The 12249-nt window shown below is 48.6% G+C and carries 10 protein-coding genes; 7 read left to right on the top strand and 3 right to left on the bottom strand.

What is annotated here, in order from left to right; genetic code table 11:
- The first annotated feature begins 19 nt into the window (after positions 1–19).
- Entirely contained in the window at positions 20–3049 is a 3030-nt protein-coding gene (locus tag OEY58_10230) for an ATP-binding protein (protein ID MDH5325828.1), read from the top strand.
- 32 nt (positions 3050–3081) lie between these two features.
- On the opposite strand, the gene OEY58_10225 is transcribed toward OEY58_10230, so the two are convergent.
- Complete coding sequence (locus OEY58_10225) at positions 3082–4140, bottom strand: hypothetical protein (protein MDH5325827.1); 1059 nt, start codon at positions 4138–4140, stop codon at positions 3082–3084.
- Positions 4141–4396: 256 nt separating this feature from the next.
- A complete protein-coding gene (locus OEY58_10220; protein MDH5325826.1) occupies positions 4397–5755 on the bottom strand; it encodes a S8 family serine peptidase in 1359 nt (452 codons plus the stop codon).
- A gap of 353 nt (positions 5756–6108) precedes the next feature.
- Between OEY58_10220 and OEY58_10215 the strand changes: the two genes are divergently transcribed.
- From OEY58_10215 to OEY58_10195, 5 genes are all read left to right on the top strand, one after another.
- On the top strand, positions 6109–6360 hold the full coding sequence (locus OEY58_10215) for a hypothetical protein (protein ID MDH5325825.1): 252 nt from the start codon (positions 6109–6111) through the stop codon (positions 6358–6360).
- A gap of 72 nt (positions 6361–6432) precedes the next feature.
- Positions 6433–7989 carry an FAD-binding oxidoreductase gene (locus tag OEY58_10210; GenBank protein ID MDH5325824.1) on the top strand — a complete coding sequence of 519 codons (1557 nt, stop codon included), beginning with the start codon at positions 6433–6435 and terminating at the stop codon, positions 7987–7989.
- Entirely contained in the window at positions 7989–8927 is a 939-nt protein-coding gene (locus tag OEY58_10205) for a (Fe-S)-binding protein (GenBank protein ID MDH5325823.1), read from the top strand. The genes OEY58_10210 and OEY58_10205 overlap by 1 nt, the downstream gene beginning before the upstream one ends.
- Positions 8924–10171 (top strand): NAD(P)/FAD-dependent oxidoreductase, encoded by a 1248-nt coding sequence (locus tag OEY58_10200; protein ID MDH5325822.1) that lies wholly within the window; start codon positions 8924–8926, stop codon positions 10169–10171. The genes OEY58_10205 and OEY58_10200 overlap by 4 nt, the downstream gene beginning before the upstream one ends.
- 14 nt (positions 10172–10185) lie before the next feature.
- Positions 10186–10842, top strand: coding sequence for a DsbA family protein (locus OEY58_10195; GenBank protein ID MDH5325821.1), 657 nt, complete (start codon positions 10186–10188; stop codon positions 10840–10842).
- Between the two features lie 18 nt (positions 10843–10860).
- On the opposite strand, the gene OEY58_10190 is transcribed toward OEY58_10195, so the two are convergent.
- Positions 10861–11139, bottom strand: coding sequence for a hypothetical protein (locus OEY58_10190; protein MDH5325820.1), 279 nt, complete (start codon positions 11137–11139; stop codon positions 10861–10863).
- A 159-nt stretch (positions 11140–11298) separates the two neighbouring features.
- Between OEY58_10190 and OEY58_10185 the strand changes: the two genes are divergently transcribed.
- The gene (locus tag OEY58_10185; GenBank protein ID MDH5325819.1) at positions 11299–12144 is read left to right on the top strand and encodes a helix-hairpin-helix domain-containing protein; all 846 of its coding nucleotides are present in this window, start codon (positions 11299–11301) and stop codon (positions 12142–12144) included.
- Positions 12145–12249: the final 105 nt, after the last annotated feature.

Here is a 12249-nt window from a genome sequence, read left to right as displayed (position 1 = left end):
ACCACGCCGGGATCATTGGATGGAAGATACATTAAGACAATCATTGGCAGCAAAAACGCTGCTGCAGATGGGGTTGCGTGTTGCGATTGTTATCGTGCTGATGACAATGATTTCCTATTATCATGTGAGCCAGGTGATTACCGATCAAGCCTTGGAATATTTGTACCAATACAATGTGGAGCGTGCCAATTACAACAGCGAGCTTTTCAAACAGGCGGGAGAAAATCACCGACTGGTCAAGCAGGATATTTTACAGCAATTGCGGCAACAAACCGGCTTATCCAGTGACGATGAAAAACGATTTTCACAATTATTTGAAAAATTTCCTGATGGTACTGTTAGAAGCCGTAAGCAAGGGTTTAATGGATTTACCGACGCATCCGGGTTTATAGGGAAGGATGTCAAACTTTCTCCTGCATTGCGACAAAAGGCTTTGCTGTTATACGACATGAGTGATAAGTACGGCCCGGTGTGGCATCAACGGTTTCAAAATATATATTTCACCACGCCGGAAAACTTTATTTTACTTTATTGGCCGGAATATCCCAACTGGGCACACGATCTTCCCGGTGACATGGATTTGTTGAAAGAGGAGTACGTGTGGATTGCTGATGAAGAAAACAACCCGGACCGAAAACCGGTATGGACTGGATTATTCTATGATATTGGTTCGGATGTGTGGATGGTGTCGCTGGAAACGCCGGTAGACTACCAAGGAAAACATATTGCCACCATCGGTCACGATATAATGCTCAATGAGCTTATGGAACGGACGATGAAAGTGGATATCGAAGGCGCCTATACCGTTATTTTTAGAGACGATGGGCGCTTGATTGTACACCCTCATAAATTGGAAGAAATTAAAAGGGCAAAAGGAATGTTCGATATTGCCCAATCGGGGGATAAGCATCTGAAAGCGATTTACCATCGGGTGAAAAATGTAAATGCCGCTGAAGAGGTCATAGATAACAGTGACTACGATGAGTATATAGTCAGAAACAAAATTCAAGGGCCTGGCTGGAATCAAGTCACCATTTATCCAAAAAGCTTGGTGAGCAGCAAAGCCTTTGCCACAGCCCGATTGGTTCTATTGATTGGTGCACTCTCTCTAATTCTTGAAGTATTGATACTGTGGCAGGTTATTCGGAAAAATGTGTCTATCCCAATGCAAGGTTTTTTGAATCAAATCAAAGCAGGTACTGGAACAGATCTAAATATAGAGTTGGATGATAGGCGCAACGATGAGCTGGGTCAGTTTGCCAGTGCATTTAATGAACTTATCCGTGCTGTTAACGATAGGAGTCGGGAATTAAAAGAGAGTCAGCATAAACTACAGCAGTCCTTGGATGCGCAAACCGTGGATGCGCGAAATAATCGTATGCTATTTGAAAACTCTCCCATTGGTCTCGCGTTGACTGATATGGAAGGGAATCTTGTGCACGTTAACCAGGCTTACGCGGATATAATAGGCAGGAGTATCGATGAATGTTACTCGCTAAATTGCTGGGATATAACCCCGGAAAAATATACCGAGGACGAAAAGCGGCGATCGGAATCTTTGCGAAAAACCGGAAGTTATGGTCCCTATGAAAAAGAACATATTCACAAAGATGGGCGCTGTGTGGCAGTACGGCTTTCCGGTTTGATTATTCGTCGCGATAATCAGGACTACATTTGGTCAAGCGTTGAAGATATCTCGCAACGCAAGGAAAGCGAACTCAGACTGGAGCAGTATCGTGATCAACTGGAGCAGCGAGTGGAGGAACGCACCGCGGAATTGCAGGATGCCATTGCGAGGCTGGAGGATGAAATACACTTTAGGAGGAAAACTCAGGCGTCTATGCAAGAAGCAAAAGAAGAGGCCGAGGCTGCAACCCGACTGAAGTCTGCGTTTCTGGGGCGTATGAGCCATGAATTGCGTACACCATTAAATGCGATCTTGGGGTTCGGGCAGATCCTGCAGGAAGAGCAACTCGACGAGGAACAAATGGATCATGTTAATGAAATCGTGTCTGCAGGGGGGCATTTATTGGATTTGATTAATGAGGTATTGGACTTAAGTAAGATTGAAGTCGGGAAAATAGATGTCAATTTGCAAGCCCTTCGACCGGGGGATATTATTCGTGATTCTATCGTTATGGTCAGCGCGATGGCAGAGCTCTCGCGTATTTCCATACACAACCATATTGATGAAACGAGTTGCGAGATAATTGCCGACAAACTACGATTGAAGGAAGTTATCGTGAATCTCCTATCTAATGCCATAAAATACAATCACAAAGGCGGAAGAGTGGACATTTATTCAAAAGTCATGCCCGGTGATACGCTGCGTATTGAGATCGTAGATACCGGCAATGGTATTGATCAGAAATCGCTGGAGTGTGTGTTTGAGCCATTCAACCGGCTTGGCGCGGAATACTCGGAAATCGAAGGGACCGGGATCGGCTTGACGATTTGTAAGAGTTTGGTTGAGTTAATGCAAGGAGAAATCGGTGTGGTCAGTGTACCACAGCAAGGCAGCACGTTTTGGTTGGAATTACCATTGGCTGTTGAATCGGGTACAACGCCTTCCCTCGACGTTCAAACGGAGTCTGTAAACAGGCAGACGCCCAACGTAAATACCGCCAGGGTAATGCAAGTTTTGTATATAGAGGATAATCCCGCCAATTTGCGTTTAGTGGAGTCGACGATTCGTAAAATGGATAGTATTGAATTGCTTTGTGCTACCGATGCTGAGTCTGGTATTGAGTTGGCGCGAAAACATAAGCCGGATCTTGTCATATTGGATTTGAATCTTCCGGGCATCAACGGTTACGAGGCCTTGGCTCGCCTGCAGTCCATGCCGGAGACCACAGATCTTAAGTGCATCGCGTTAAGTGCATCTGCTATGCGTGAACACATAGAGAAAGGCCTTAAAGCCGGGTTTCGGCAATATTTGACCAAGCCAATAAACCTGGTGCGGTTTCGTGATGCGCTAGGGCGAGAATTGGGTATAGCAATCGATAAGCAAGACAATGATGATGAAGAAATAGTTATGGCTATTAGGTAGTGTTCCCAGAATCGTGTTGGCGCTCTGTGTACCTACATCACGTTTGCTGTCTCAGCCTTGCTTATTTGTTGCAATAGTTTGTCTGGGTTTTCGCTAAACAGATCAATGCTGTGTTGTACGCCTTTTTTGCGCATATAAGCGAGTGCGTAGGGTAGTAGTAATAGGCGTTGGGCCTGATTTTGAGTAATAAGACGCAAATCCTTTAGGCGAGCCGGGTTGTAATGAGTAAGAAATTCTTTGCTTAATTGTAAAGCTGCGGCTTCGTTGATAGTCTCTGTAAAGCTTCGAGCATTCAACCAGGCTGCATTTGGCGCTAAGCGTCGCTCCAATTGACGTTGGTAAACCCGCGCCGGCTTGTGCAGCGATAAGTGCAATATCTCAGAAAAAGGGGAAATCAGGGAGGTCAGGCCGGGAATGATATATATTAGTCCCCGTGTGGGTGTGAAACTGTTGTCGCTTTCTATGTAATGAATTGCTCTATCTATGGCGGTGGCGCTGACTAAGGATGGCACCTCTAATGATTCAACACCGATGATACGGGCGCGGAGCAAATAGTAGGTAAATCGTCCGATGACCGCGTTGAATGTAACAGACTGGCCTATTTCTTTTTCGTGATTGGATAGCAGACGCCAGGGTAGTTTAACCTTAAACAGGTTTCTGATTCTGTGATGTAAATATTCCTCAACATTACGGCAATATTGTAATAGATCGGCGTTGTGGCGGAATGGATGGGCTAAGCCATAGTGTTGGAACCCCATTTTTATGTGAAAAGCATCGCTCCAGCTGACGCCGTTTTCCCGCAGTAAATCCATTAATAGAGTTTCAATGATGCGAAAATCGTTTTCAGTGTAGGATGTTGTTCTCAGTTTCTGTTCCGGGTGTAAGGGGATGGATATTTCCTCGACTCGCGGTCCATCCAACTCCGGTCCCAGGCCGGATAAATCTGCAAATCTTATCTGTTGATTTGGTTGGTTAAAGGCGGGGTAGGGGTGGAGTTTGGCTTTAAGTGCACCACTGGCTATTATTGCAGCCACGAACGCGATAAAGCGGCGTCGACTCAGTTTGATTGGTGTGTTGTGTGAATGTGGCACTCCACACTCCGTAGTATCGAATTATTTTCAGCGTCACTTATTTCACACTAAGCCAGGATGCCGGTGAGTACCATGATCAGGGTCAACTAAAGCCCCAACGGTAAAGCGGCGCACAATAAAACACCTCATGCGCCGCTTGTGTATAATTTAAGCGGTTTTTTACTGAACTAAGGTTTTAGTGAACTAAGGTTTTAGTGAACTAAGGTTTTAGTGAACTAAGGTTTTAGTGAACTAAGGTTTTAGTGAACTTAAGGTTTTAGTGAGCCGCAGCCGCTTCGGCATCCACCACGCCATGTCCAAAAAATGAGGTGCGGCCACCATCACCGTAACACCGTTCGCGCATATCCAGCGGTCCGAGCGGCTCCCAGTTAGGCGGGCAACTCAGGGCTTGTGCCGTGAGTTCCACCGTGGCTTTGACGGCAGCAGGGCTGTACTCAGGGTGTCGTTGTTTCACCAGTGCAGCAACGCCGGTGGCATGGGGCGCTGCCATGGACGTACCGTTTAGATAAATGTAACGGGCCCCTTGGTCCACGACGGTGATGCCGGGAAACACCGCGTTCAAAGAATCAAAAAAATCCCACAGTCCGTCCTCACTGGTACTGGTCATGGCGGCTAAGATAGCATCCTGGGCTGTGCCAGTGGCTCGAAAATAGTCACCGCCGGGGGCGGCGATATCGACGCGAGACATGCCGACACTGGAGTAGTCGGCAATCCACAGGTCATAACCGGGGTAACCGATAGGGCCGGTGGCTGCGACGGTCATCACTCCGGGCAGTTCTGCCGGCGCCACACGGCAGTTATTGCGCACATAGCGGGTTTCGGCGGTTCCCGGAGGCCAGTCCGGGCTGATGTCGTCAATGAGGGGATGTTGCAAGTCTGCTTGTTCATTTCCTGCAGATGCTACAATCAACACGCCTTTTTGTTGGGCGTAGCGGGCGGCGCCTTCTAACTCAGAGAGAATTTTTCGTTGCTCTGCTTCGGACTTGCAATAATACAAATACGGATCGGCAAATAAACTCAGATTCACCACATCCAGTCCCAAATCACCGGCATAGCGCAGTGCTGCTGCCACCGAGTCGGCAAAACAATAGCCTGCAAAGGTGCATACCTTCAGGGCAACAATGGTAGCTTCCGGTGCCACGCCGGCGATGCCTATATCATTGAGTGGAGCGGCAATCGTGGAGGCTACGTGAGTACCGTGACCGGCCAGATCTTGTACCGCAGCTTTGTTACGGCAGTCTCCGTTAGCGATTTCATTGGGATGGGCTGTTGGCGTGTGATTGTAAATAAAGGAACAGGACTGCTCCAGGTCCAGATTGGCACGAATGTCTGGGTGATTGATGTCTACTCCTGTGTCAATGACGCCGACTCTGACGCCTTTGCCAGTGGCTTGGCTATAACTGGATTCACCTGCTTTAATCAGGCTCATATCCCATTGGCAGGTGCCCAGGGGTTCCTTGTTAGCGGGGTTGAATACTCCGCCGTACAAAGCGGTGCAGGTATTAACAATTTCGTCGGTACCGGCTGCTGCCTTGATGTTGGGACTTATGCCGGCTATAGCGAGTACTGTCAGGCAAAGGGAAACTACGGACAGTAGTGAAAAACGATTCTCCATAATCCATCTCCTTAATGACCGTTATCGAAATGAGGGTAAAAACCCAGGTGCGGGTTGTTGCCACGGATTGATGCCACGGATTGTTGCCTCGAAAACCATGGACAACCAAGGGAGACTAACATAGAACTGAGTAACTCCGGTGTAAGGGGCGCGACATAAGGCCGGTGGAGAAACCTCAATTTGATTGTTATGCGATCAGATTGAATGTTTTGCGCACAATAGGACGATTGTTCTTATTAAAATTTCGTATCTATCGTTCTAATTAGTGATAAAGCACCTAAACTTAAAGCCAGTAACAAAAGCGTGTGGAAGAGTGGATATGAAGCGGTAGAGCAATAGAGGGTGACGGGGATATGAGGAAACGGGCTAATAGCAATACAACAGTTTTTCCGGATCGTGTCTGTGACTGGCTACGGCGCCCCCTATGGCAACGGATTAATATTCTGTTGGGCTTGGCATTGTTTACCTGTGCTTTCGTCTTGTCGTTGCTGTGGAATGTACCCGTCATATCCGGTGTAAAAGGCGGCGATCTGGCGTTTTCCCTGTTTTTTATGGCGGGCGGTATTTTGGGCCTATGGGCTGTGTCCGTAAAAAGTTCTCGATAAGGTAGATAGGTCTGTTTTTTTCCAGTCATATGCATTAAATTGCGTCTTCTTTAGTCATAAAAATGTAGTGCTATGGAAATCCCCCAGATTGAGATTGGTGATATTCCGCTTTGCCCGGTTGCCGATGATGCTCTACAGGGCATTCCCCGCCAACAAACCAATGCGTCACGTTGGAACGGTGCCTCCTGGCAGGCGTTTCTTGGTCAGTTGGTTCAGGCCCAAATTGAGGTTGAACAAAATCCGGAAGGCTTGGGCGTCTATGTGACTGATGCCAGCGGAATTGCTTACGGCAAACCTCATGGTGTCGTTTTGGCTCATAGCGCCGATCAAATCGCGCAAATACTCAAGGCTGCTCAGATTCATGGGGTGCCTGTTACGGTCAGAGGCGGGGGGTTAACCACTGAAGGTGAGTCAGTCGCCTATGGCGGCTTGTTGTTGGATATGACCGGCATGAGTCGGGTCTTGCACATTGATACTCAAGCGCAAACCGTGCGTACGCAGGCGGGTATTTACTGGCATACCCTGGCCGAGTCCTTGCGGCGCCAAAATATGGATTATTTGTCGGCCCCGCTGAATATGACATCGTCCGTAGGAGGTACTTTGGGTGTGGGGGGCATCGATGTGAATTCGGCCCGCTTGGGATGCAGCGCTGATCAGGTCGAGTCTTTACAAGTGGTAACACCGACCGGTGACATAGCCGAGTGTTCGGATTCGCAAAATCCAGAGCTGTTTCAACGGGTGATTCTGGGATACGGTCAATTTGGTGTCATCACAGAAGCCACGCTGAGAATTCGTCCTTATACCCCCTTGCGTATGCACTATTTTTATTACCGTGATTTGCGCACAGCGATAGAGGATTTACAACAGGTCGACCGTGACGGGGTTTGCGATTACACCGGCATACTAACCATGATGGATAAAGCCATCACTTTGCTGGTGGCCTTTGATTCCGATGAGAAACAACAGGTTTTTGAACAAACCTATCGTTCCCGATTGCGTGGTTATGGTGAATTAATGTTTGGACTGCGTTTGTCAGCCTATTACACGCTACGTCCATGGCGTTTTCGTGAAGCATTGTATTTGTTGCAGCGCAAACGAACCTTGTTTCCCGATTTGCAACCAAAACATCACATGCGCAATGGCACCATGCTGGATCGAACCGTGGTGTTTTCCCGCGCCGTTTGGACCCATTGGGGTGGTCGTCAAATGGTGATACCGGACTTGGCGACCAGTACAGAAAAATTTGTCGATGCAGTACTTCGGGGTAACGCAGTATGCAAGAAGTATTTCCCGTTTTATACCTTATATTGTGTGGGCATTAAACTTCGTGACGATCACAAAGCGCATTACGAGCTTTCCAGCATTCCACCCGATGCACAGGGGTGGGCTTACGGTTGTGAGTTTGAACCCATGTTGCATGATGACATATACAGCCGCGATACTCTGCAATCCTTCAAGAATGAGATCTACGATATCGGTGTGGAAATGAAAACCAGCTACTATCGCTTTGGCGGAATGATGAAAGGTTATATTCGTCGCGCCTTGGGGGATGCCGTGGTTGAACGGCATTTACAAATGAAGCGTGAGGCAGACCCGGCAATGATTCTCAATCGGGATGTCATTTTCTAATGAGTCTGGGGATAGATCACGGCGTCTGTCACGGTTGTAGCTTGTGTGTCAGTGTGTGTCCTTCGTGGCAGGACAGTCGCGATATTCGCATGACGCCCAAGTATTGCATTCGACTCATGCAAGCAGGCGCGGTCGTCGCGGAGTCTTTTACACATCCTGCGTTTGCCGTCGCAGCCCGTCATTGCATTTTATGCGGAGCCTGTCATGCGGCTTGCCCGCGCCAAATCGACTTGTATCAAATGATGGTGGATTTGCGCAATGCGGTACTGGAGAATGGTCAAGGGGTTGTGTCATCCAAGCGTGTTTTCGAAGAGGAACCGGTGGCGCAACTATTAATTCCCGGCCCGGCCCTGGCTGCCCATGCGGATTTGTTGCGCTTGGTAACTGACTTACTGAATAGCCAGAGGCAGACACGTTGTGCATCGGATTTGGGCGAGGATATTATTCAGTCTTTGATATTGGGTTTACCGGTAAGCGAGGCCAGAGTGGCCGAATTCAGTACATCATTGCAGCATGCGCGAACCCTGGTGGTGGACAATGGTTTGTTGTATGGTTTTCTAAAGCGGGTTCTACCGGAGCGGGACATCATCAGTTTGGCCGTGGCTTTGGGACGACTGGATAAGCCGGCGACAATCGGAGCCGGAGATTTTTACGTGCTCAATGCACGCATCTATCACGCAGATTATCGCATCTTACGCCCTTACTATGACAACCTGCGTAATCACTACGGGTGCAGGATGAATCTGGATCTGCAAAGGGTAGCCCAACCCACGCGAGCTGGGTTTGCCAATACGGAATTGGCGGCGGCTGATCGAATTGATTATCTACTCCAAGGCTATGACATCAAGAGGATCATCGTCGAGGAGTTGGAAGATATGGCAGAATTTAAAACGGCACAATCGGTGCCGGTGCACCATTTGGCTGAGGTATTCGCGTGACAGAAGCAAAACGCCAAGATCAACAGGCGACGCATAAAGTGGATGTGCTTATCGTGGGAGCCAGTTTGGCAGCCGCGGCGGCAGCTAAACGTTTGGTGGATGCGGGTCTGGAGACTTTAATCGTGGAGAAACGTGAACTGCCACGCCATAAAATCTGCAGTGGTATATTGTCACCGCGAGGATATCGGTTTCTTATCGAAAATTTCGGGCCTTTGCCTCGTCAGGCCTTGCATGATCCTACTTGGTGCCGAGGAGTCACTTTTCATTTCCCCAGCATGGTATCCATGTCCATGGATTTTTTCGGCGGTACGACACCGCACTTGCATCGTAAGTATTCCGATTATTGGGCCATACAGCGCAGTGGTGCCCGGGTAATGGACCAAACTTCCTTTGTCAGCTTGGTGGATTCGGGCGATGGGGTCAGCGTTAAAATTCGGCCCCAAGGTGGTGAGGACCAGTGGGTGCAAGCGCGTTTTGTGATTGGTGCGGATGGCCCCAGTTCGCCGGTATTGCGCTCCGTGTATCCTAATTACCCTAAGCAGATTCCATGGTTTTTTGTGGGGCAGAAGTTTCATGAAATCATCGAGTGTCCTTTGGATGAGGACTACTTTCATTTTTGGTTTCATCCCCAGTTAGGTCATTACACTTGGAGTCATGCCCGTGATGGCAAACAGATTGTAGGTGTAGGTTTTAAGCGTGGCGATAGTTTTCATAAGCGCCACGAATTTGTACAGCAATACCTGGAAGACAAACACGGCGTAAAACTAAAACCGGCGGGAGCGGATCATGAAGGCTGCGCCGAGAACTTCGGTCCATCCTTAATCAATCGCTATGTGTTTGGCCAGGGGAATGTGTTGATTACCGGCCAGGCCACCGGGTTTTTAAATATGATTGGTGAGGGAATGAGTTGTGCGTTGCACTCCGGTGCCATCTCCGGAGAGTCCATCATCGAGGCGTTGCGATTAAATCGTCCGGTGCAGGAGCTTTATCGTAAAATGATTGCCTCGGAAGTTAAGCGAACCACAGATCAATGGAACCCTTTAAAGATTGCGTTTGCCAAGCCCCACGAAGCGGATTTTCCCAAAGCCTTAATGGCTCTGTCCTGGGGGGATCGATATAACGTGCTGCGCGATATTTGGCGATTTGTTGTGTTGTATAAAGAGTTTAAGTGGGGGCGTCAAATCGCTGCTCGCAGTATGGAGCGGTGGCTTTACGGGAACTACCAAGACCATCGTTGGTTGTAACAGTCGGTCGGGCAATGACAACTGCACCAAAACGTTTATTGTATTTCGCAGATCCTATGTGTTCCTGGTGTTGGGGATTTACGTCGGTAATAGAACAAATCCGGAAAGAGTTTGGGGAGGGTGCGCAAAGCACTGAGGAGGGTGCAGTGTTGGAACTCATTACCGGTGGACTCCGACCGGGAGCTGCCGAGCCCTTGGATCCGGGCTTACGGCAGGAGATCCTGCATCATTGGCAGGCGGTGCAACGCCATACCGGACAAGCATTTAACTTTGACAATGCGCTACCGGCGGGTTTTGTCTATGACACAGAACCGGCCAGTCGCGCCGTAGTGCTTATCAAACAGCAGTGTCCGGCATCGGTTTTGGCTTTTTTTTCTTCTGTGCAAGAGGCCTTCTATGTTCATAAACAGGATGTGACCCGGGAGGCTGTGCTGAGTGAGTTGGCAGCGCCGTACCTGGATGCGCAGGAATTTGCGCGTTGTTTTCACTCTCCAGCCCTTACGGAGGCAACCTGGCAGCAGTTTGAGCTGTCTCGACGTTACGGAGTGCGGGGTTTTCCCACTTTATTGCTCGACAACGGCGCTGAAACCCATCTGATTTGTCATGGGTATTTGCCTTACTCAGACGTCAAATCCCGCCTCGATAGCTGTTTGGCCATCGAAAGTTATTAACCACCTGACCGTTGCTGGTCAGTGATGAATTTTTTCAACCAGTTGTTCCAGACGTTGGGCGACGATTTCCCACATGACCATCGGTCCGGCCGTTTGCAGAAACTGCTGCGCGGATTGGTTGCTGAATTGTTGTACATAATCCGCTAATTTATTTTGTTCTTGTTTCAGCGCTTGTAACTCTTCTTGGGCACGCGCATCTCCTGATTTTTCGGCTTTTTGCGCCAACTCATCAATATGTTGAAGGCGGGACATGTGGCTTTTAATGTGTTGTTCCACCAATAGGTTTGTGTGTGTCATGACGGCCTCTCATACAGTGATCCAATAGCCATAAAGGTTATTTAAATATACCTTATTCAGACTGCGAGAGGTCTGATCTGGGTCAATGACAAGGAGTGCGACTAAGTCTAAATATTAAATATAGGGGGTGTCAGCGATTTCACCGCGGAGGGCTTGTTGGTGAAAAATAGTGAAATTGCCTCAAAGCTGAACGAAATTGCGGATTTGTTGCAGCAACAACAGGCAAATCCTTTTCGGATTAGTGCCTATCGCCGCGCTGCTGCGGAAGTCGCGTCTTTGCCGCAGGCAATTACCGATATTGTGCAACAAAAAGGATTTAATGGCCTGTTGGATATTCCTGCGGTGGGTGCAGGTATCGCACGTTCTATTTATGAATATGTGGCTTTGGGGCGAATGAGCCGCTTGGAAAGTTTAAAGGCGGGGCAGGACCCAGTGGCCTTGTTTGAAGAGATTCCCGGCATAGGGCCGAAGCTGGCGCATCAGATTTTGGAAACCTTACATATCCATTCACTGGAAGCCTTGGAGCTTGCAGCACATAACGGTCGCTTAGCCTCCGTTCCCGGCTTTACCCGCAAGAAAGTATTAATGGTACAGGCCTGGCTCAGCCAGGTGTTGGGACGAAGGCGAATTCCGTCACATTTGCCCATGAAGGAGCCGCCGATTGAGTTGTTGTTAGCGGTCGATCGCCGTTATCGGGCCCGGGTGAGTGCAGGAGATTTGCCTCAGATTGCTCCGAAGCGGTTTAATCCCCAGGGCAAGGTCTGGTTGCCTATAATGCACAGCAGTAAAGAAGGCTGGCATTTTACTGCTATGTTTTCCAATACAGCGCTGGCACATCAGCTGCAAAGAAGTAGGGATTGGGTGATTATTTACTTTTACGACAAAGATCACCATGAAGGACAACATACTATTGTTACAGAAACACGGGGAGTCTTGCTTGGTCAGCGAGTGGTACGTGGTCGCGAAAGCGAATGTGTGGATTATTATCTACATAAGAGTGCGTAGCCATAAGACGGTACCAATGCTTTTTGCGCGTTCCGTTCTATAGATGATTCCATCCAAATTTTTACAATCCATGGCGTAGATAGCGTGTTTCTTGCATCGGGGTTC

The sequence above is a fragment of the Gammaproteobacteria bacterium genome, from assembly GCA_029882975.1.
Classification (GTDB): domain Bacteria; phylum Pseudomonadota; class Gammaproteobacteria; order SZUA-152; family SZUA-152; genus JAJDNG01.
This window is presented reverse-complemented; position numbering and strand designations above follow the sequence as displayed.

Coding starts and splice junctions, on each gene's coding strand:
- OEY58_10230 (MDH5325828.1), top strand. CDS start 20: ATGGAAGATACATTAAGACAATCATTGGCAGCAAAAACGCTGCTGCAG.
- OEY58_10220 (MDH5325826.1), bottom strand. CDS start 5,755: ATGGAGAATCGTTTTTCACTACTGTCCGTAGTTTCCCTTTGCCTGACA.
- OEY58_10215 (MDH5325825.1), top strand. CDS start 6,109: ATGAGGAAACGGGCTAATAGCAATACAACAGTTTTTCCGGATCGTGTC.
- OEY58_10210 (MDH5325824.1), top strand. CDS start 6,433: ATGGAAATCCCCCAGATTGAGATTGGTGATATTCCGCTTTGCCCGGTT.
- OEY58_10205 (MDH5325823.1), top strand. CDS start 7,989: ATGAGTCTGGGGATAGATCACGGCGTCTGTCACGGTTGTAGCTTGTGT.
- OEY58_10195 (MDH5325821.1), top strand. CDS start 10,186: ATGACAACTGCACCAAAACGTTTATTGTATTTCGCAGATCCTATGTGT.
- OEY58_10190 (MDH5325820.1), bottom strand. CDS start 11,139: ATGACACACACAAACCTATTGGTGGAACAACACATTAAAAGCCACATG.